Origin of the sequence: Acinetobacter sp. YH16052, assembly GCF_013417155.1 — a bacterium.
In the GTDB taxonomy this organism is placed as follows: Bacteria; Pseudomonadota; Gammaproteobacteria; order Pseudomonadales; family Moraxellaceae; genus Acinetobacter.
The window spans coordinates 1-22,489 of sequence record NZ_VPEO01000008.1 but is presented as its reverse complement, the minus strand read 5'-3'; the positions used below and the strand labels follow the sequence as shown (position 1 = coordinate 22,489).

Here is a 22,489-nt window from a genome sequence, read left to right as displayed (position 1 = left end):
GCAAAAGATGTATATACAATATATATACTTTTTAAATTAAATCAAACTTACATTGTAAAAATATTTAATAAAATCAATTTCTTTTTTTTACCATAATTTCTATAAAACCGTGCAAAGCCTGTCCAGGCAAGGCTTTAGGCAATTGGCTGAATGGGCTTTTTATGGATAAATTATTTTTGCAAAAAGGCGATGTTATGCTTAAAAATCGCCATGGCTACAGCAAGATCTCCTGCATAGCTTGAAGATCGTCCGGCGTAGTTGAACTGAAATGAGCCTGTTTAAGGACGAAACTCTTTCAGTTCACGTTGAATAAAGTATTGGAACATTTCACGGTATAGATGTTCAATAAACTCCTGATCGAGGCCCTGCTTTTGCGCCAATGCCCTAACATTTTCTACAATCTGTTCCATACGTTCTGGTGACTGCAAATCGGTTTCAGTTTTTTTGAAACGGGTGGTTTGATCAACATAAAATTGACGCGCAGCGATCAGCTCAACTAAAGCTGTATCAATGGCATCGATCTGTTGACGTGCATGTTCTAGTGATTCAGCTTTGATCTTTTCCATGTTTTTTCAGTTCACTTTCAGTTTGATTATTACTCTTATACTTTTCTTCTAACACATTACTGAAAATACTTTCAATCATCCAGACCCGATATAAGCTATTAAATGTATAACTTTGATCATCTATGCGCAGTTCCAGTACCGGAAAATTCGGCTGCGACTTCATTTCACACAGCATATCATTGTCCTGCAGCTTGGCCAGAATATCGTCCTGGGTCAGATCTACAATATTTAACTGTTGCTGCAAATGCTTGAAATGGGGTGCATAAGACAGGTCTTCACCACGGGTCCAGACGGCCTGCAAGATCTGGTACATCGCCTCAATCCGCTGCTCCTCGGGACAGCTATAAAATAACTGTGCCATTGGCGCGATCGCCTGCTCGGTCGGTCGGCAGAACGGGGTAAATTCTACGTCAGTCCGTTTGGATAAACGTGTGGCCAGACTCCAGTCAAACTCATCCCGGCCACGATAGGACAAGGGATAGATATTCAGCTGGATATTATAATAATCCGCCAGTTCTTCCTTGATGTAAGCTAGGAGCAGCCAGGAAATCGGATCTTCCAGCGCGAGATACAAGTCCAGTTCCGGATCCATCGACTGGATCTCGTTCAGCTCTTCAGCATCACTGATCAGATGCTCACGCCATTCAATGTGATCGATCATAAAAATCGGATTACCGGTCAGCAGTTTTTGCTGCTCCAGACGCCGGGTCAGACGCAACAGGTCATCGACTGCCTGATACTGGCGTCCGCCTAAATTAAAATAGCTGGCCAGAATCGGGGTCTGGTCAAAAATACGTTCGGGAAAGTCCTGTGGCTGATGATGACGACTGGCCATGGCATAAAGGGTTCGTAATTTTCCGGTCTGTTTTTGCCACAACATATGAAACACATCTTCCAGCAAATACAGAAAATCCTGCCCGCGCAGCGGGGTATGCCGTAAAATCAGTTCCGCCTGTTGCAAGGCTTCAGCGCTGGGCAATTCTGGCGTGTCATGAAAACTAAAACGATGCTGTTTCGACAGAATCTTGGCATCATTTAGGGTGTAGTGCTGCCATTCATCAAAAGACATCTGATTTGGGGGGGCTGCATGCGAACTGGAAATAATTACTTTCAGCGGCTTGAGCTGCGGACTTAAAATTTCTTCGAGCTGGGGCAGCTGCTGTACCGCCAGATAGCTGTACACATCATCCAGTCTTAAATGGATACTCAGCCCATCTTGAATAGATAACACCGTTTGACGGATTGGTTTCTGGTAAAACCAACTCGATCGGATTGGATCAAACCAACGGCGTAACAGGGACATGAGTTCGGCCTCGACAAAGATGACGGTGTGCAGTTCAAAAAATTGAATCTGTACAGAATAATCTATTTTTAAGATCGCAGAGCAAAAGCCCTGCATGGTGTAAAAACTTATATCAAGTCTTGACATACTCCCCCCACTTTCGACTAGCTCAAGTGGGGGATTCTAAAAGCAAAAGCTCTTAGGTGACTTCCTCACGGATTTCACTTGCTTTCTGCTTCACAGGGCGATCTTTACCGCATCTTCCCTCGACAGACAAAACGGTGTGTCCCACCGCTAAAATGTTGCGAGAAGCATTAATATCTGCATTCTCGCTAAAGCCACACTCGACACAACTAAAGTTTGCCTGAGTGAGCCTATTTTCTTTTGCAACGTGACCACATGAACTACAAGTCTGACTTGTATATTTAGGGTCAACTTTAACGAGTAAACCACCTCGCCATTGCTGTTTGTACACCAACATATTAACAAGCATTGACCAACCTTGATCCAGGATTGATTTGTTCAAGCCTGATTTAGCTTTAACATTCTTTCCTTTTTCTTCGATTGAGCCTTTGGCTGACTTCGACATATTGGCTACTTTTAAGTCCTCAACTACGATCATTGCGTGGTTTTTGCTGAGAGTTGTCGTGACTTTGTGCAAGTAGTCATGCCGAATATTGGCAATATGATGATGTAATTTATTGATCCTTAAATTAAGTTTTTTCCAATTTTGACTAAATTCGGTTTTCTTTCTCAACTTGCGTTGAAGCCTAGCCAACTTTACTTGATTGGCTTTAAAACTATTGATTGGGTCAAATACCTGACCTGTTGATATTGTAATTAATTTCTTAATGCCAAGATCAACACCAATTGTAGATTTTGATGGATGAATTGGTTGTTCGATTTCACGGTTAGTACAAAATGAAACATACCAAAGCCCACAAATTTTCTTAATTGTAATACTTGTAATTTTACCAACAATTTCTTGTGATTTTTTAAATCTTATCCAACCTGTTTTTTTAGGCAAAGAAACTCGATCACCAATAACCTCACAATTTGCAAATGGAAGTCTAAAAGATTGCTTACCATCTAATTTCTTCTTGAATCTTGGCATGAGTGGTCTAAGCTCAATCTCACCACCATCAGCCAATTTAAAAAAATTGGGTTTACGTGGTTTCCGCTTGTTTTGCTTTAAACGAGCTTGTTCTTTTTTGTTATAAAACTTACCCCATGCTTGAGCAAGATCACGTATTTTTTGCTGTAAGCAAGCTGAATATGTTTGACCAAGAAAAGAAAATTCAGGTGTTTTTTTAAGGGGTACTAATTTTTTTTCAATGCTTTCGTAACGAATATATTCATCTTTAGCAAACATTTCAAATGATTTAGCGAGAATTTGATTCCACACAAAACGAGCAGAACCTATTGCTTGATTAAGCAATATTTCCTGTTCTTGGTTAGGCAGAAGCCTAAACTTGTAGTGTTGTGAAATCTTCATTAAATCATTGTTTATAAAAGAATTGTATTGTTTGAATTATAGCAAAAATAAGCAATAAAACCAAGAAAACATTATCTTTAATATGGCTATCGCCACTCGCTTGTATCCCCCACCTGACTGTCGGTGAGGGTCTTACGCCCGATTAAGATAAACAAATGTTCAATGTTTAACAATGGATTAGAGGTCAAGATTCAAGTCAGTGACCGCCCCGGTTTCTGCACCTGAGGTCAGTTTGGCGAATTTGGCCAGTGCTCCATGGGTATAGTTCGGTTTTGGTTTGATCCAGGCTGCTTGACGTGCTGCAATCTCCGGCTCATCCACATGCCAGGTCATTTCCCGGGTTTCCGCATTAATTGAAATCTGGTCGCCATTTTGTACCAGACCAATCGGGCCGCCCTCATAAGCTTCTGGCGTCACATGACCAATCACGAAACCATGACTGCCGCCAGAGAAGCGTCCATCGGTAATTAAAGCCACCGAAGCGCCCAGACCTTTACCAATAATCGCAGAAGTCGGTTTCAGCATTTCCGGCATGCCCGGACCACCTTTAGGGCCGACGCCGCGAATCACCACCACTTCACCCGGCTGGACTTCACCATCCAGAATCCCGCGCATGGCACCCTGCTCACCTTCAAATACCCGGGCCGGACCGGCAAAATGCAGTCCTTCCTTACCGGTAATTTTGGCGACCGCGCCCTTCGGTGACAGATTGCCTTTTAGAATCACCAGATGGGAGTCTTTTTTCACGGGCGCATCAAAAGGCAGAATAATCTGCTGGCCTTCCGGATAGTCCTGCACATCGGCCAGATTTTCTGCCAGCGTCTTACCTGTGACCGTCAGACATGAGCCATCCAGCATGCCGGCATCCAGCATGCGCTTCATCAGTGGTTGAATTCCACCAATCGCAATCAGTTCTGACATCAGATATTTACCTGATGGACGCACGTCGGCCACCACCGGAATATCTTTGCCAATCCGCACGAAATCATCCAGACTCAATTCAACCCCTGCGGTATGTGCCATCGCTAAAAGATGCAGTACCCCATTGGTCGAACCACCCAGCGCAATCAAGACTTTAATCGAGTTTTCAAAGGCGGCTTTGGTCATGATGTCGCGCGGCTTAATATCCAGTCGCAACAGGTTCATCACCGCTTCACCGGCCCGGGCACAGTCAATTTGCTTGTCTTCCGATACCGCTTCCTGTGCCGAAGAGCCCGGCAGGCTCATGCCTAAAGCTTCAATCGCAGAGGCCATCGAGTTGGCCGTGTACATACCGCCACACGAACCCGGACCTGGCAAGGAAACCTCTTCAATATGCTTGACCTGAATCGCGTTGATTTCACCTTTGGCATATTGACCCACCGCTTCAAACACTGAAATCATGTCGGTATGACCTTCACCCGGTTTGATGGTTCCGCCATAAATAAACAGCCCCGGACGGTTGAGGCGCGCCAATCCCATGATGCAGCCGGGCATATTTTTGTCACAGCCACCAATGGCAATCACACCATCATAAGCCTGACAGCCGACCACGGTTTCAATCGAATCTGCGATCACTTCCCGTGACAGCAGGGAATATTTCATGCCGTCGGTGCCATTGGAAATGCCATCTGAAATGGTAATGGTATTAAAGATAATGCCCTTGCCACCCGCCGCACTCACGCCCTGCTCTACGGTTCTGGCCAGACCATCAATATGCATATTACAAGGCGTGACATTGGCCCAGGTCGAAGCGATGCCAATAAATGGCCGTTCAAAATCGGCATCTTTAAAACCGGTAGCACGCATCATGGAACGCGCCGGTGCATTTTCAATACCTTCATAAACAGGGGCAGAATGCTCGCGGATATTATCTTTACTCATTATTCTCTTCCTGGGCGATGACCGATTTTAAGTGTCGGTCTTGGACAATTTATTTTAAGGCCATTGTTTGACATACTCCCACCACTTTCACTTTATTCAAGTGGGGGATTCTAAAAGCATCAGCTCTTAGGTGACTTCCTCACGGATTTCGCTTGCTTTCTGCTTCATCGGGCAACCTTTACCGCATCCACCCTCCACAGACAAAACGGTGTGTCCCACCGCCAAAATATTACGAGAAGCGTTAATATCCGCATTCTCGCTAAAGCCACACGCAACACATTCAAAATGTGCCTGAGTAAGCCTATTTTCTTTTGCAACATGACCGCAGGAGCTACACGTTTGACTTGTGTATTTCGGGTCAATCTTAACGAGTAAACCACCTCGCCATTGTTGTTTGTACTCCAACATATCAACAAGCATTGACCAACCTTGATCTAGGATTGCCTTGTTTAAGCCCGACTTGGCTTTGACATTCTTTCCTTTTTTCTCGATTGTGCCACTTGCTGACTTCGACATATTGGCTACTTTTAAGTCCTCAACTACGATCATTGCGTGGTTTTTGCTGAGAGTTGTCGTGACTTTATGTAGGTAGTCATGCCGAATATTGGCAATATGATAATGTAGCTTGTTAATTGTGGTGTTCAACTTTTTCCAATTTTCACTAAACTTCACTTTTTTGCTCAACTTACGTTGAAGTTTAGCTAATTTAATTTGGTTGGTTTTAAAACTGTTCTTTGGGTTAAATACCTCACCCTCAGATGTTGTGACTAATTTCTTGACACCTAAATCAACACCAACTGCGGTTTTGGATGAATGTACTGGATTTTCCAATAACTCTTTTTCACTGCCAAATGAAATATACCAATGACCTGATCTCTTACTGATTGTCACATTCTTAATTGTGCCTAGAATATCTTGTGATTTTCTAAATTTCACAAATCCTATGCCATTTGGCAGCTTAACTCGATTACCCTCAATTCGACAATATTTATCAAATTGCACCAATCTAATTGAATCGTAACCATCTGATTTTTTCTTAAATCTAGGCATCAGTGGGCGTAACTGGATTTCAGAACCATCAGTGAGTTTGAGGAATTTGGGCTTGCGTGGTTTACGCTTATTTTCTTTTAATCTTGCATGTTCTTTTGCATTGAAAAACCTTGTCCAAGCCGAAGCCAGATCACGAATTTTTTGCTGTAGGGAAACAGCATTAGAATGATTTGCTAAAAAAGCATATTCAGGATTCTTTTTAAGACTGGTGATTTTATTCACCAAATTGGTTGCATTGATAAATTCATTCTTTGCAAACATTTCAAATGACACAACTAAAATTTGATTCCAAACAAAACGCGCAGAACCAACAAGATTGTTTAAAATAACCTCTTGCTCTTCATTAGGCTCAAGCCTAAATTTATACGCCTTGTTGATTTTCATTTTTTTTAAAACTTATTTAAATACAATGTTATATTTCTTTTATTTTAACATAAAAACGAATTAAAGCTAAATTAAAAAACTTACGAAATTCACCTCCACCCTGACTGTCGGGTGGAGTCCTCTTTCATTTTAAGATAGTTTCTTGTATAAAAAAAGCACCCCATCTGGAGTGCTATTTAAATCTGTAAAATTACAAATTAGATATCACGTACCGCACCTTTCGACGCACTAGTAGTATGCATCGCATACGCTTTCAGTGCTTTAGACACTTTACGCGGACGCTGTTCAGCAGGCTGCCAGCCTTTGGCTTCTTGTGCTTCACGGCGCGCTGCCATGGTTGCATCATCCACTGCCAGGTGAATGGTACGGTTTGGAATATCAATTTCGATACGGTCGCCATCTTCCACCAGACCAATTGCACCGCCTTCAGCCGCTTCAGGCGACACGTGACCAATCGACAGACCAGACGAACCACCCGAGAAACGGCCATCCGTTAAAAGTGCGCAGTCTTTACCCAAACCTTTCGATTTTAAGTAACTGGTTGGATACAGCATTTCCTGCATACCCGGGCCACCACGTGGACCTTCATAGCGAATCACGACGACATCACCCGCAGTGATTTTGCCGCCAAGAATGGCTTCAACTGCAGCATCCTGACTTTCAAACACACGTGCAGTCCCGTTGAATTTCAGGATTGAATCATCCACACCCGCAGTTTTTACGATACAGCCTTCTAGCGCGATGTTGCCGTAAAGTACCGCTAGACCACCATCTTGTGAGAAGGCATTGGCTGCATTACGGATCACGCCATTGTCACGGTCACCATCTAAGCGCGCATAGTAACGGTCTTGCGAGAATGCGGTCTGGGTCGGAACACCGCCCGGTGCCGATTTGAAGAATTGATACACCTCTTCATCTTCGGTACGGATGATGTCCCATTTATCCAAGGCATCTTTTAAAGTTTTTTCATGCACGGTTGGAACAGAAGTATCCAGCAAGCCCGCGCGATCCAGTTCACCCAGGATCGACATGATGCCACCGGCACGGTGTACATCTTCCATATGCACGTCCTGCTTCGCCGGCGCAACCTTACAAAGAACTGGCACATTACGTGACAAACGATCGATGTCAGTCATGGTAAAGTCGACTTCTGCCTCGTGTGCTGCTGCCAACAAATGTAGAACCGTATTGGTTGAACCACCCATGGAAATGTCTAAAGTCATCGCATTTTCAAACGCTGCTTTGGTCGCGATTGAACGTGGCAATAAGCTGTAGTCATTTTGCTCATAATGACGTTTAGTGATTTCAACAATCAATTGACCCGCACGCTCGAATAATTTTTTACGGTTGGCATGGGTTGCCAGCGTTGAACCATTGCCCGGAAGCGATAAACCAAGTGCTTCAGTCAAACAGTTCATCGAGTTTGCGGTAAACATGCCTGAACATGAACCACAGGTTGGGCAAGCTGAACGTTCATATTCAGCAACTTCTTCATCAGTGAAGCTGTCATCTGCTGCAACAATCATGGCATCAACCAGATCAATGGCTTTTTCATTGCCACGGATTTTGACCTTGCCCGCTTCCATTGGACCGCCAGAGACAAATACTACTGGAATGTTCAGACGCATCGCGGCCATTAACATGCCTGGGGTGATCTTGTCACAGTTCGAGATACATACCATCGCATCGGCACAATGGGCATTGACCATGTACTCGACCGAGTCTGCAATCAGGTCACGCGAAGGCAATGAATACAACATGCCATCATGACCCATCGCGATGCCGTCATCGACCGCAATAGTATTGAATTCTTTGGCCACGCCGCCTGACGCTTCAATTTGACGTGCCACCAGCTGACCCAGGTCTTTAAGATGCACATGACCCGGTACAAACTGGGTGAACGAGTTCACCACCGCAATAATCGGCTTACCGAAATCTTCATCTTTCATGCCGGTGGCACGCCATAAACCGCGTGCGCCAGCCATATTTCTTCCGTGTGTCGATGTTTTTGAACGATAGTCAGGCATTTTATATTTCCAACAAAGTTTGAGCTTGCAATGAATCGGGCAGATCCACTCTGGCTAAATCATACTGACAAGGAGCTTAAATCAGTTGAATTTTAAACCTATCATACTACAAGCCCTTGATTTACAAGATGGCCTTTTGGGTGTAGATACAGGCAAAAATGTCTATAGAGAGATTTGGATGATCTGACGATAAAAATTTCTTAATGAAATCTACTATACCGCCATCATCATCAGGACAATACAAAACTTTCATGAATAATTTTTACAATTTGCATGAGTTTTTTTTATATAAAAATTCCACTGAAATTCAAGCACTCACCAAGCTTCTCGGATAAGTTTTTGCAACGATTAGGCTGAAATTTGGCTTTTGGCTTATAATAGCTTTTAAGTTTATTTGGAATTTCATGTGTGAAGATCATATTTGCAGGCACACCAGAATTTGCAGCGACTGCATTGGCTGCGTTGCTTAGAACCGAACATGAAATTGTGGCGGTCTATACTCAACCGGACCGCAAGGCCGGACGTGGACAAAAGCTCACGGCATCTGCGGTGAAGCAGTTAGCGCTTGAACATCATCTTTCGGTCTATCAGCCTTTACATTTCAAGTCATCGACTGAAGAAGGTCTGGCGGCGCAAGCGGAACTTAAAGCCTTAAATGCAGATGTGATGGTGGTGGCAGCTTATGGCCTGATCCTGCCACAAGTGGTTCTGGATACGCCAAAATATGGTTGCCTGAATATTCATGGTTCGCTGTTGCCACGCTGGCGCGGTGCAGCCCCGATTCAGCGCGCGATTGCTACCGGCGATATCGAAACAGGTGTGACCATTATGAAAATGGCAGCCGGTCTGGATACCGGGGACATGATGTATAAAACACTGTGCCCGATTAGCGCCGAAGATACATCTGCCAGCCTGCATGACAAACTGGCGCTGCAAGGTGCTGAGGCGATTGTGGCCGTGCTCGAATCGGAACAGACTTTACAGCACTATCTTGAGACCCGTGAAGTTCAGGATGAAAATCTGACTGTCTACGCGCATAAACTGACAAAAGCCGAAGCACAAATTGACTGGACCCAGCCTGCAGCAGATATTGACCGTAATATTCGTGCCTTTAATCCCTGGCCAGTGGCATTCACCCCGCTAGATGACGGCAACAATTTACGCATCTGGAATTCATCACTTTCCACACAAAAGGCAAGCAATGCCCTGCCTAGTGAAGTGATTGCCCTGGATAAAGATGGCGTGCATGTGATGTGTGGCGATCAAAATGTCATTTGCATCACCAATCTGCAATGGCCAGGCGGCAAAGCCCTGAATGCTGTTCAAATTAATCAAACTCAAAAACTATCGGTAGGATATAAATTCGCATGAGCCAAATTCAATCATCAGCTAAAAATTTGAATTTGCGCGCGCAAGTTGTAAAAACGCTATTGGCTGTACAAAATGGCCAATCACTTGCTTCTGTACTCAATCAACATATTAATATTGTGTCTGAACGTGACCGTGGTCTTTATCACGAGTTAACGCTAGGCTGTTTACGTCAGTGGCATGGCCTGAAAGCCATCACCCTGCCGCTATTAACCAAACCTCTTGATAACCAGGCTCTAGAAAGCTGCTTATATTTGGGTTTGTACCAGATTCTATGTACGCGTATTCCGGCACATGCTGCGATTTCAGAAACCGTCACTGCAGCCAAACAGCTGGGATTTGAACCTTTAAGCGGTCTGGTCAATGCGGTACTGCGTCGTGTTTCACGTGAAACAGAAGAATTTGACCTGGCTTTAAATCAGGCGCATGGCCTGCCAAGCTGGCTCTACAAGCGTTTAAAGAAAGACTGGCCGGAACAGCTTGCCGAGCTGTCACATGACTTGAAACAGATTGCGCCGCTTACCTTGCGTGTCAATATCAATCAGGTCAGCCGTGATGAATATCTGGAAATTCTGGAAGAAGAAGGCTATGAAGCACGTGCCTGTACTCTTTCTGAAGTTGGGATTGTACTGGAACAGAATGTGCATATTCCGAACCTGCCGGGCTATGAAGCCGGCGGTTTCTCGGTGCAGGATGAACATGCCCAGCTGTGTGCGACCTTAGTTCCTGACCTTGAAGGCAAAATCGTAGTAGATGCCTGCGCTGCGCCAGGGGGTAAGACTGCGCATATCTTGGAAAAATACAGCCCGAAAAAACTGTATGCCATTGATCAGGATGCTAAACGTTTAGTCCGTGTGGCAGAAAATCTGGAACGTTTACTGTTAACTGAATATGCCGACGTTGAAATTATCGCGGCTGATGCGATCACCTGGACCGCTCCGGAGCCGGTCGATTGTATCGTACTGGATGCACCATGCTCTGCAATTGGTGTGATCCGTCGTCATCCGGATATTCGCTTGTTACGTCACTCTACAGATATTCCGCAAACGGTACAGCTGCAAAAGCAGATTCTGGAAAATATGTGGCAGCAACTGAAAGTCGGTGGTACTTTGCTGTACATCACCTGTTCAATTCTGAAAGCCGAAAACGAACAGCAGATGGTCGAATTCTTTGCTCAACATGCCGATGCCAAAGAAATCAAAATCGAAGTCGATTGGGGCATCGAACAGATTCACGGTCGTCAATTGTTACCGAAAGCGGATCAAGGCGACGGCTTCTTCTATTGCCGTATAGAAAAAATTGCATAAGTCATGTGTTTAAAATGAAAGGCAGCGCAAGCTGCCTTTTTTATGGCTTGTGATTTAGTGAATATGAGGTTTATTGAATAAACTTAAAAATTACCAGACTGCTCGCCAATGCCGCCATGCCGCTGACCAGCCCATAGACTGTTTCATGACCTTCAGAATAGCGTTTTGCCGTCGGCAATAATTCATCCAGCGCCAGATAAACCATCACACCGCCAATTATCCCAAAGATCAGACCATAGACGGTTTCACTCATATAAGGCGCCAGAATAAAATAGCCCAAGGCTGCACCCAGTGGTTCGGCCAGTCCGGAAACCAGACTGGCCCAGAGCGCATAATCTTTACGGCCGGTGGCCATATAGACCGGCAAGGCAATCGCCACGCCTTCTGGTACATTATGAATCGCAATTGCCACCGCCAGTGACGCACCCAAAGCAGGACTTTCTAGCGTGGCAAAAAACGTCGCCAGTCCTTCCGGCAGGTTATGTGCGCTAATCGCAAACAGGGTCAGCATGCCGGTACGCAGTAATTGGGGTGAACTAACGCCCTTGGCAGAATGGGTCTCAATGGTGTCATGTGGGTTTGGCACAAAGCGATCCAGCAACAACACCAGAACTACGCCCAGTAAAAAAGCAAAAGTGCCAAAGGCAAAACCGGTTTTTTCATCAAAAACCAGACTAAAGGACGCGATCGATTTGTTCAGAATTTCGGTTAAAGAGACATAAATCATGGCACCGGCAGCAAAGGCCAAACCAAAGGCCAGCAAACGGAAATTGGTTTTTTTTAAGAATAATACCAGCCCCCCACCCACCACGGTGGCCAGCCCGGCAAATAAAGTCACGGCAAAGGCTGTATACACTTGTCCATCTGAAACGGAAATCATGTCAAAGCATCAGCCATTAAAAAAGTCATTATCATCAAGGATGATAATGACTTCTATTTATGGTAACAGTAGGTTTATGTGAAGATTTTTAGTCTTCTGGTTCTTCCGGATTTTTTGCCAGATGAATTACAGCCAGTACCAGACCACCCCATAATAAAACGATGGAGAAAATCATCATAAACAATGCAGATGTATTCATATTCGTTCTCCTAACTATGACGATCTTTAACTAGACTGAATAAAATGGCGCCCAGAATAAAGAATGCAAGGGTGCCACCACCGATCATCCACAGCGTACTCGCGGGATAATCACCATAGCCTTCTGCCATAATCGATTTCAGGGTCAAGCCTAATGCCAGTAATAATGACAAAGGCGTGATCACCGTCAGCATGAACTTCCAGCTTGCACCCAGTTTCACGCTGGCAAACTCGTTCACATGGCCTTCCAGCTGTTTCATTAATGGACGGCGGAACCAGGACAACAGAATAATCGATAACAGGCCACCACCGACAATACCGATGTTATTGGCAAAGTAGTCGATGATATCGACAAAGGTAATCGCACTATGTGTCGAGAACATCAGGGTAGAAATCACCGCTGAACCACCAGCAATGATTGTCACTGACTTGTTCTTTGACCAGCCCAGCTTGTCCTGGAACGCGGCAATCGGAACTTGCAGGATACTCACCATCGAGGTAATACCCGCCACCGTCAATGAACCAAAGAACAGGAAACCAAACAGGTCACCACCTGCACCTAAACTGGAAATGATTTTTGGAAACGCAATAAAGGCCAGACCAATACCGCCGGATACCACATCTTCAACTTTAGCACCTGAGCTAAACGCCATAAAACCAAGTGCTGCAAAGACACCAATACCCGCCAGGATTTCAAAAGACGAGTTGGCCAATGCCACCACAATCCCTGAACCAGTCAGGTTAGTTTTGCGTTTCAAGTAAGAGGCATAAGTCAACATAATCCCGAAGCCCACTGACAGTGAGAAGAAGATATGACCAAAAGCGGCTAACCAGACTTTATAGTTGGCCATCGCTTCCCAGTTTGGCGTGAAGAAAGCATTTAAGCCATCGACTGCACCCGGTAAACGGACTGCCTGAATCACCAGGATCGTGAATAAAATCACCAGCAATGGCATAAAGATTTTATTCGCCAGTTCCACCCCACGGCGTACGCCACCGTAAAGAATCAGCATGACTGCTGCCCAAACGACTACCAGACCGAAGAACAGTACAGGTACGAAACCGAAAGTCAGGCCCTCACCATTTTGCAGGTAAGTATTGAAGAAGAAGCCTTGAGTATCTGTGCCCCACTGCTGTCCAAAGGAATAGAACATATAGCTGCCGGCCCAAGACAAGACACTGGCATAGTAAATTCCGATCACCAGAGTGACCATCACCTGCCACCAACCCAGAGATTCGGCATTCATGAGTTTTTTATAGGCCATAGGCGGCGCTTTGCGGAACTTGTGCCCGACCGCATAGTCTAAAAATAATAAAGGTAAACCTGCTGCGAAAATCGCAATCAGATAAGGGATCAGGAATGCCCCGCCACCATTTTCATAGGCAACATAAGGGAAACGCCAGATATTCCCCAAGCCAACGGCGGAACCAATCGCTGCAATAATGAATCCTGATCGTGCGGACCAATTCTCACGAGTTTCTGTCATAGAACACCTAAACTTTTAATCCCTTTAGATGCTGCTTGTTATGGTTATGGCGCAAGCAAAAAAAGAAGGATTTTCAATAATTTTGGGTGTTTGAATTAGAGGGCACCTTGTGGGCGTCGAATTCTAATGTACAAACAGGTCAGCAGGTCTTACATCTTGCTTAAAGTCTGATCGAAAAACTGACCTTGTAGATGATTTAACAATACTGACTTTTTTAAATTTTTTCTGTAAATTCTGCTTAAAATATTCGTTATTTATAATCTATTCGAATTAAGCGTTCAATAATTCTGCAAAATAAGGCAGATTAAACAAGTTATATATTAACAAACTTTTTGGAATATATTTTTCTTAAGTTTTACTACAGGGTCGCTGTTTCAAAAAATGTATTCCAAGACTCTGATCCAGCATCTGTTTTTAGATCATTATTTGAAGATGAAACGGCTCATACTAAGGCACATGACCAAGCCGTGATATGGGAAATCAAATTCTCTCATGGAATTTTGACCTCTTTAAAAACCGGTTTAAATATCACAAGCAGATTTAAAACAAGCTGCCTGTGATATCGAAGCGATGAGTATTCTAAACTTAGGCTTTAATCACCAGCATGTGCTCTTCCTGCATGTCGCGAATGGCTGACTGAATTCCTTCACGACCCAGACCTGAATCTTTGACCCCGCCATAAGGCATGTTATCGACCCGGAAAGACGGAATATCATTGATAATGACACCGCCGACATGCAGATGATCCCAGGCATACAGCATCTTGTTCAGATTCTGGGTATACACTCCAGCTTGCAAGCCAAAACGGCTGCGGTTGATACAGGCAATACCGGATTCGAAATCAGCATACGCTTCCAGAATTGCCACCGGGCCAAAGGCTTCATCACGGTAGATTTCCAGACTGTGGTCTACATTTTCCAGCAAGGTCGGTGCGAACATCACACCATTCAATTCGCCTCCAATCAGGATTTTCGCGTCTTTTTTCACGGCTTTATCCAGCCATTTTTTCAGGCGTTTGGCTTCATCTTCCTTGATCATCGGACCAACCAAGGTTGTGCTCAGATTCGGATCAGCGGCTTTAATCGTTTTCAGTTTTGCCAGCAGTTTGTCCTTCACTTCAGTATAAATCTGCTGATGCACCAGAATGCGTTGCACACTGATACACACCTGTCCGGCATGGTTATACGCCCCGCCAATTAGACGGTTAATCAAGGCATCGTTAATTTCGGTATCTGGCTCAATCATGACAGCAGCATTGCCACCCAGCTCCAAGACCACTTTTTTGCGTCCGGCACGCGCTTTCATATCCCAGCCCACAGCATCGGAACCGGTAAAACTGAGTAATTTAAAACGCTCATCAGTGACCAGTAGATCGGCCAGCTCTCGCGGACAGGGCAATACCGAAAAGGCACCTTGCGGTAAATCGGTTTCCGCCAGAATTTCGGCAATTTTTAAGGCAGAAATCGGGGTTAGACTCGGCGGTTTCAGCACAAAGGGACAACCGGCTGCAATCGCAGGAGCAATTTTATGCGCGGTCAGGTTTAAAGGAAAATTAAACGGACTGATCAGAGACACTGCACCAATTGGCACCTGCTTCACAATACCCTGATAACCGGATGCTGCCGCAGTCACGGCCAAAGGCAGCATACGTCCCTGATCAACCTGGGTCACGGCATGTGCGGCAATCTGAAAGGTATTAATCAGACGCTCAACTTCAGCTTCGGCCGCTTTACGCGGTTTACCGCCCTCTGCAATCAGAATTTCGGTCAGTTCTTCATGAATCTCACGAAAACGGCGTACGCAATGCAGCAGAATTTTCTGTTTCTGGAACGGCTCTAAGGCAGCCATTTCGGCTTCTGCGTCTACGGCAGACTGAATCGCCTGTTCCAGTGTGTTGGCATCTGCCAAAGCGACACGGGCATACAGTTCGTGGTTATATTTATGTTTGACCTCTAGCCATTCACCCGTCTGAGCCACCTGACCGGCGACATATAATGCATACTCTTTCGCTTGTTGTGTGCTTCTCGCTACCATCTTATTGTCCTGCAAAATCTAAGGATATACATTTTTGAAATTCTCTATATCATGCACTTGCTACTCCATATTAAGAAGATGCTTTTAAGTAACCAGACACTTCCAATTTTAATAAAGCTTTAGGGAATAGAGCCATGCGCGCAAAAATACTCACCACCTTATTCTTCGGTTTTGGACTCAGTACGCTCAGTCATGCAGATGTGATTGGCGTGAAAGCGGATCTCAGCTACTGGGATTTTGACGGCTATAGCCAGGATAACAATTTCAAGCATGAGCTGGATCGACAAGGTACAGCACAACTATCTGTCGCTGTAGAACATCCGGTACCGTTATTGCCAAATGCAAAAATCAAATATGTTAATCTGGACAGCAACAGTGAACAAAACACGCTTGCCAATGCCTCAGAGATCGAACTGAAGAATATCGACTATATTCTGTATTACGAATTGCTAGATACTATTGTGCATGCGGATATAGGCGCAGGTTTAACCAATCTGGATGGTACGGTGAAAAACCTGAGCAATGCTGCTTTCAATCAATACGATCTGGATGAATACAGTCCCCTGCTCTACGCAACAGCCGGGGTGAAACTGCCATTTACCGGTATGAGTGCCAAAGCCGAAGCTATTTACAGTCACGGCAGCGATAGCCAAAAAACCGATGTACAGGCCGAACTGCAATATGACTTTATTGATAATCTGCTGGTCGATGTGGGTGCCAAAATCGGTTATCGTATGATGCAAGTAGATTTTGAACAGGATCAACGTCCAGACTTACAGCTGGAATTTAAAGGTCCTTATATCGGCTTAGATATACATTTTTAATGCAATACAACCGGTTAAGTTTGCACAGCTTAATTTCTCTGCGCTGATGTAAGCCAAAGCGTACAGCAATAACCGCAATCTGCTGCTAGTGCGCCACCGGGATGTGTATTACTTTATAAACATAGAGAGCAGGATGCTCCAGAAGACCTAAAAACAAGAATAACATCGCAACACCAGGACGTGAGGTACGACAGGAGTTATACCTAAATCACGAGATACGAAAAAGCCCCGACAGGATGTCGGGGCTTTTTTTTCTGCCTATTATTTTATTTATCATTGCTTAACAGTTCCGAGCTAAAACTCCAACATTGTAAGAATCCCCTTGTTGTTAAGCTAAAAATCCTCACATTTTTTGGGAACAGCAATCATGGTAAAAAAGGTCCTCTTTATTACATCTAATCAAGGCATTGAACATGATGAACTCACTGAGCCTTTAAATTTTCTAAAGTCCAAAGGTTTTGAAGTGATTCATGCTGCCGAAAAAAATGAAGATGTCGCGACGGTCAAAGGTGATACCAAAGCTGCCACCCAATATACGCCGGATACCAGTCTTGAACACGTCGATCTGAATGATTATGATCTTTTGGTGATTCCCGGCGGTACAGTCAATGCGGATACATTGAGAATCAATCAGGATGCGCAAAAAATCATTCAGCATTTTGCCGACAATCACAAACCGATTGCCGCGATCTGTCATGGGCCATGGACCCTGATTGATGCACAGCGCATCAAAGACAAGAATCTGACCTCATATAAGAGCATCAAGCTAGATCTGGAAAATGCCGGCGGGAAATGGGTCGACGAAGAAGTCCACCGCTGCAATACAGGTGACTGGGTACTGATTACTTCACGCAATCCGGACGATTTACCGGCTTTCAATGAAGCGATCTTAAAAGAGCTTGAAGGCGAAGCTGCCTAAGCTCCTACACTAAAAAAAGAACCTCAGCATTGAGGTTCTTTTTTATATTTAGACACCACCGGCCAAACTTTTCAGATAAGTCACCACGTCTTTATTTCCGGCCATTTCAGCCAGTTCTAAAGCAGTATTTGGACTGCGATGTGCAATATCTGCGCCCTTGCTAACCAGAAGCTTAACTACGTCTAAATGATCATTTTCAGCTGCAGCCTGTAAGGCACTATAGCCTTCTTCATCGGCGGAGTTGACGTCCAGACCTTCTTGCAAGCCCTGCTCAACCTGTTCAACATCACCAAGAGATGCCCAGTACACTAGTTCAGGAAGATGTAATTCGTCATCATCCTCAGGGATTGGGGAGAATGAGTTAAGTTTCATAATATTATGCTCAATCTAAATTACCTGAGTTCTTACTATACATCACTTCTTTGTAAAGACTCTTTCTCAAATTTTAACGCTTCTTTATTTGAACCTAAATATCTACTAATCCCATCCATAGCAAAAAAACCACCTATCGGTTTTTCATGATGTCCAATGATTAAACCGCCAAAACAATTTATAGCACTACAACCTTTAATAATCGTACTGTTATTAGCTATCAAAATATTAGTAGGGCGGACTAAAATTTCCACTCCATTACGAAGGAATCTTCCTCTTTTAAATATCACTTTATTAGGAGGGCAAAACTCTATTTCTATTAAAATTTTCCGATGATTTTCCCGTACAGTAAGAGTAGTACCAACTAATTGGATATCCCAAGCAACGGGTTTGAAAATTAATTGGTTATTTTTAATATGAAGAACTGGCGAATTGTACTCATTAAAAATTACTAGATTTAGTAAAAAATGCCCATCAGCTAATATCAATCCAATTAACGGTGTTCCATCTACACTAATAGGCACCATTGCTGTACCGTATCCTTGGTCCACACAACTAAAAGTATTTCCACCTATTTCGACAATTGCCTCTTCACCGGAGAAATGCAATAGATAAGGTTTAGATACTCCTTCACGTAAATTAAAAGGCTCTGTATTAGCTTTTCTTACAACTTCTTTTGGCAATAATCTATTGGTTTTCTCACGATGATGCTGATCACATAATAAAGTTATTTCATCAGCAACGTGACGTTTAACTAGCGCCCATTCTTCCATATGCTCATATTCATATAAGGGCATTCCACAGATAACACATCCAAACCCGCATCTTTGTCTAACTTCTCTTTGAATAGGCAACGGAATATTTCTACTATTTGGTTGTTCTTCATTCATAGTAATTTTCAAATATAAATTTTTTACATCTTATACAAAAAAAGCCCCCTTTCGGAGGCTTCTTATTTAAAAACTTAGCTTTAAGCTTTAGACACTGCGGGTTCAATTGAACCAATTTTTTCAGACTCATTGTCATGCATGATCAACGCAACCGCAATTGCAGTAATCAGAACCGGCAAACCGACTGCCATAAAGTTGAAGTAAGCAGGCAGGTTCATTCCCAGTAAGCCACCAATCAGGATCGGCCCTACAATCGCGCCCATACGACCGATCGCAGAAGACCAGCCAATACCTGTCGAACGTACTGCAAGTGGGTAGAACTGCGCAACATAGCTATATAGCAACATTTGTGAACCAATCGACGCTGCACCCGCCAGGAATACCAGGATGTAAAGTAAGAATTGGTTAGATGCAAAGCCCATTGAGCTCATCACAATCGCACCCATCATACCGAGGAACATCAGTACCGGTTTCAGGTGGAAACGATCCGCGAGAATACCACCACCGACAATACCCACAACCGCACCAACGTTCATCACCATCATGAACATCAAGCTGTTGTCCATCGAGTAGCCTGCTGCCATCATCAACTTCGGTAACCAGCTACTCAGTGCATACATGGTTAACAGACAAGTGAAGAACGCGACCCAGAACAGTAAAGTATTGACCGCACGACCACGACGGAACAAACTCACCACGTTGGCTGCTTCAGGCACATTTTCCTGTGGCAAAGTGAAAGTTGTGTTCTCGGTAACTGTCAGATTTGGCGCCAAGCGACGTACAATACGACGAGCTTCTGGCTGCTTGTTCTGTTTCACAATAAATGCGAGCGACTCAGGCAGGAATTTCCAGATCACTGGTAATAAAAACAGTGGAATACCCGCGATAAAGAACATGATTTGCCAACCAAAACTTGGGGTAAACCATGAACCCAATAACGCAGCCATTACGCCACCGACCGCATAACCACTAAACATGGTAGTCACCAGCGTACTACGCATTTTTTGTGGGGCATATTCCGAAGTCAATGCCACCAGGTTTGGCATTACGCCACCAATACCAAGACCGGCAAGGAAACGTAAAATACCGAATTCGGTTGGGTTTGAAGCAAAGCCGCCGGCAAAAGTTAAACCACTAAATAATACAATACAGATCATGATCACTTTCTTACGACCGATCTTGTCCGCGAGGGAACCAAAGATCATCGCACCAAACATCATGCCGGCCAGTGCGGTACTTGCAAGCATTCCAGCCTGCACTGCACTTAAGCCCCAGTCTTGCATCAATAACGGTAAAACTACACCATTGATTGCGAGATCGTAGCCATCAAATAAGATAATGAGTAAACACCAAGCAACTACATTGAAGTGGAAAGGCGTGAATTTCGCATTATCGACTACAGAATTTACATCTATTTTTTCCGTTGTCATCGTTCTCATCTCCCATGAGTACTTGTCCATAACATCTTGTTGAAGACTGAAGTCAATCTTCAATGTCAGGCAATATACGCAAGCGGGATTTAAGGCACAATAAGACTAATTGATATTCTGCTATGCTCTCGGAAATGTCATTTATTTGCGTGATATGTCACACTATTATTAGTATAAACTTTTGAATAATTGATATTTCTTTTTTAATTCGCCCAATATTTAAGCTCTTTTAATCCGCTTATTCTTTTGACCAAGTGAATATTGATTTAATTTCATACTAAAGATATGAAAAAGCCCCTTTAAGTAAGGAGCTTTTTAACTGAATGGGTCAATGACGAGAGTTTAAATTTTGGCTGTTTTTAATTTTTTCACCATAACGCGACCAGGTTGTGGCTTACGAATCATTGAGATAGCGATGATGCCAATAATACCTGGCATTGCCACTGCGATAAAGTTCCATTTATGTGGTAACTCCATCCCAAGCAGCATACCAATCACGATTGGGCCAACAATTGCACCTGTACGCCCTACAGCAGAAGCCCAACCAATACCAGTAGAACGTACTGCAACAGGATAGTATTGAGCAACATAGCTATATAACAAGATACTGGTACCAATAGATGAGGCACCTGCTAAACTGACAAGTAAATAAATAACAGGTGTTGGAGAATTAAAGCCCAAACCAACCAAAGATAGTACACCGACAGTTAACATACTCATAAGAACAGGTTTAAAGTCAAAACGGTCTGCCAGAATACCACCACTAATGGTTCCGATCACGGCACCAATATTCAGTGCTAATAAGAACATTAAACTGCTGCCTAAAGAATATCCCGCAGCCATCATGAGTTTTGGCAGCCAACTTCCAAGTGCATAAAGCATGAGCAAGCACATAAAGAAAGCAATCCAAAATAAGAATGTTCCTGTGGCACGATTTTCTGTAAATAACGCTTTTACTGATGCACTTTGGGTCTGATCAGCGCTAGCTAGAACCAGTTCAGTATCTTCTTGTATGTCTGCAGTTGGCTCGACTTGCTTTATAAAACGACGTGCTTCATTCACTTTTTGTTCTTTAACGAGGAAAGTTAAAGACTCAGGTAAGAACTTCCAAAAAAATGGAACAAAAAGTAATGGAATACCTGCAATGAAGAACATAATTTCCCAACCAAAACTTGGTGTAAACCATGTACCGCATAATGCAGCCATAATACCGCCCACGGCATAACCACTAAACATGGTGGTTACCAGTGTGCTTTTTAAACGTTTAGGTGCATATTCAGACGTTAGAGCGACTAAGTTTGGTAATACACCACCAATCCCTAAACCAGCAATAAAACGTAAAATACCAAATTCTGTTGGATTAGTGGTAAATCCACCTAAAAATGTAAAAGCACTAAATAAAGAAACACAAATCAAGATAACTTTTTTACGACCAATTTTGTCTGCAAGCATCCCAAACAGCATGGCTCCAAACATCATGCCAGCGAGTGCTGTACTTGCAAGCATGCCTGCTTGAACAGCACTCATGCCCCACTCTTGCATAAGTAGAGGCAGAACGACACCGTTAATTGCTAAATCATATCCGTCAAATAGGACAATAAACAAACACCATAATACAATGCTTAAGTGAAATTTAGTGAATTTTGCCTGATCAATCACATCATTCACACTTACAGTGTTTGCTACTCGCTTCATGTTTTCTGCCATTTTTACTCACCTCCTGTGAGTTTTTTTCGTTGTTTTCAGCACGACACATGACCCTAACTCTTATTTATTATTTTTAATGATTCTTATCGCCATGTCTTCGCAACAACTTAGTTCAACACAGCTACTTTTCATGCAATATCCGACTAAAGTCTTACTTATTCCTTAAAAATCTAAACCCATGAGTCTAGTTTTTAATCAATATTCAACAATTCCAAGAGCTATTTGACCAAAACCCACGCATAAAAAAATCCCCCTCTGCCTTGGCGGAGGGGGATTTTCGAATAATGAGCTGGCGATGACTTACTCTCACATGGGTAATCCCACACTACCATCAGCGCTAAGAGGTTTCACTTCTGAGTTCGGGAAGGGATCAGGTGGTTCACTCTTGCTATGGTCGCCAGCACAA

General features: G+C 43.7%; 18 protein-coding genes and 1 rRNA gene. 4 read left to right on the top strand and 15 right to left on the bottom strand.

All coding sequences use genetic code 11. From position 1 onward, the window contains the following. Window positions 1-278: 278 nt before the first annotated feature. The 6 genes from FTV42_RS07225 to ilvD (FTV42_RS07200) form a co-directional block, all read right to left on the bottom strand. A complete protein-coding gene (locus FTV42_RS07225) occupies window positions 279-566 on the bottom strand; it encodes a chorismate mutase (protein ID WP_004647685.1) in 288 nt (95 codons plus the stop codon). Beyond that, entirely contained in the window at window positions 547-1,869 is a 1,323-nt protein-coding gene (locus FTV42_RS07220; RefSeq protein ID WP_180038393.1) for a hypothetical protein, read from the bottom strand. The genes FTV42_RS07225 and FTV42_RS07220 overlap by 20 nt, the downstream gene beginning before the upstream one ends. A 178-nt stretch (window positions 1,870-2,047) precedes the next feature. Further along, window positions 2,048-3,343, bottom strand: coding sequence for an RNA-guided endonuclease TnpB family protein (locus tag FTV42_RS07215; RefSeq protein WP_180038268.1), 1,296 nt, complete (start codon window positions 3,341-3,343; stop codon window positions 2,048-2,050). Between the two features lie 177 nt (window positions 3,344-3,520). Continuing rightward, entirely contained in the window at window positions 3,521-5,206 is a 1,686-nt protein-coding gene (ilvD, locus tag FTV42_RS07210) for a dihydroxy-acid dehydratase (RefSeq protein ID WP_180038266.1), read from the bottom strand. Between the two features lie 126 nt (window positions 5,207-5,332). Beyond that, window positions 5,333-6,640 carry an RNA-guided endonuclease TnpB family protein gene (locus tag FTV42_RS07205; RefSeq protein ID WP_180038264.1) on the bottom strand — a complete coding sequence of 436 codons (1,308 nt, stop codon included), beginning with the start codon at window positions 6,638-6,640 and terminating at the stop codon, window positions 5,333-5,335. Between the two features lie 197 nt (window positions 6,641-6,837). Continuing rightward, window positions 6,838-8,667: a dihydroxy-acid dehydratase gene (gene ilvD / locus FTV42_RS07200; RefSeq protein WP_026055737.1), complete on the bottom strand. Its 1,830-nt coding sequence runs from the start codon at window positions 8,665-8,667 to the stop codon at window positions 6,838-6,840. Window positions 8,668-9,075: 408 nt separating this feature from the next. On the opposite strand from ilvD (FTV42_RS07200), the gene fmt reads away from it, so the two are divergent. Continuing rightward, the gene (gene fmt / locus FTV42_RS07195) at window positions 9,076-10,038 is read left to right on the top strand and encodes a methionyl-tRNA formyltransferase (protein WP_044109793.1); all 963 of its coding nucleotides are present in this window, start codon (window positions 9,076-9,078) and stop codon (window positions 10,036-10,038) included. Continuing rightward, window positions 10,035-11,342, top strand: coding sequence for a 16S rRNA (cytosine(967)-C(5))-methyltransferase RsmB (rsmB, locus tag FTV42_RS07190; RefSeq protein WP_085064401.1), 1,308 nt, complete (start codon window positions 10,035-10,037; stop codon window positions 11,340-11,342). The genes fmt and rsmB overlap by 4 nt, the downstream gene beginning before the upstream one ends. A 70-nt stretch (window positions 11,343-11,412) precedes the next feature. Here rsmB and zupT read toward each other — a convergent pair whose 3' ends face one another. The 4 genes from zupT to FTV42_RS07170 form a co-directional block, all read right to left on the bottom strand. Next, entirely contained in the window at window positions 11,413-12,222 is an 810-nt protein-coding gene (gene zupT / locus FTV42_RS07185; RefSeq protein WP_180038262.1) for a zinc transporter ZupT, read from the bottom strand. Between the two features lie 88 nt (window positions 12,223-12,310). Continuing rightward, entirely contained in the window at window positions 12,311-12,421 is a 111-nt protein-coding gene (locus FTV42_RS07180; protein ID WP_180038260.1) for a methionine/alanine import family NSS transporter small subunit, read from the bottom strand. A gap of 10 nt (window positions 12,422-12,431) precedes the next feature. Beyond that, window positions 12,432-13,907 (bottom strand): sodium-dependent transporter, encoded by a 1,476-nt coding sequence (locus FTV42_RS07175; protein WP_180038258.1) that lies wholly within the window; start codon window positions 13,905-13,907, stop codon window positions 12,432-12,434. Between the two features lie 585 nt (window positions 13,908-14,492). Next, window positions 14,493-15,941 (bottom strand): aldehyde dehydrogenase family protein, encoded by a 1,449-nt coding sequence (locus tag FTV42_RS07170; RefSeq protein WP_180038255.1) that lies wholly within the window; start codon window positions 15,939-15,941, stop codon window positions 14,493-14,495. Between the two features lie 134 nt (window positions 15,942-16,075). Between FTV42_RS07170 and FTV42_RS07165 the strand changes: the two genes are divergently transcribed. After that, the gene (locus FTV42_RS07165) at window positions 16,076-16,765 is read left to right on the top strand and encodes a TIGR04219 family outer membrane beta-barrel protein (protein ID WP_180038253.1); all 690 of its coding nucleotides are present in this window, start codon (window positions 16,076-16,078) and stop codon (window positions 16,763-16,765) included. Window positions 16,766-17,132: 367 nt separating this feature from the next. Further along, window positions 17,133-17,684, top strand: a complete 552-nt coding sequence (locus FTV42_RS07160; RefSeq protein ID WP_005245514.1) for a type 1 glutamine amidotransferase domain-containing protein — start codon at window positions 17,133-17,135, stop codon at window positions 17,682-17,684. Between the two features lie 48 nt (window positions 17,685-17,732). On the opposite strand, the gene FTV42_RS07155 is transcribed toward FTV42_RS07160, so the two are convergent. The 5 genes from FTV42_RS07155 to rrf form a co-directional block, all read right to left on the bottom strand. Next, a complete protein-coding gene (locus FTV42_RS07155; RefSeq protein ID WP_180038251.1) occupies window positions 17,733-18,056 on the bottom strand; it encodes an ankyrin repeat domain-containing protein in 324 nt (107 codons plus the stop codon). Between the two features lie 35 nt (window positions 18,057-18,091). Beyond that, window positions 18,092-18,946, bottom strand: coding sequence for a hypothetical protein (locus FTV42_RS07150; RefSeq protein WP_005094815.1), 855 nt, complete (start codon window positions 18,944-18,946; stop codon window positions 18,092-18,094). A gap of 80 nt (window positions 18,947-19,026) precedes the next feature. Then, window positions 19,027-20,376 (bottom strand): aromatic acid/H+ symport family MFS transporter, encoded by a 1,350-nt coding sequence (locus FTV42_RS07145; protein WP_004647700.1) that lies wholly within the window; start codon window positions 20,374-20,376, stop codon window positions 19,027-19,029. A gap of 342 nt (window positions 20,377-20,718) precedes the next feature. After that, complete coding sequence (locus tag FTV42_RS07140) at window positions 20,719-22,083, bottom strand: MFS transporter (protein WP_005094821.1); 1,365 nt, start codon at window positions 22,081-22,083, stop codon at window positions 20,719-20,721. 287 nt (window positions 22,084-22,370) lie between these two features. After that, window positions 22,371-22,485 (bottom strand): 5S ribosomal RNA (gene rrf / locus FTV42_RS07135). Between the last annotated feature and the right edge of the window lie 4 nt (window positions 22,486-22,489).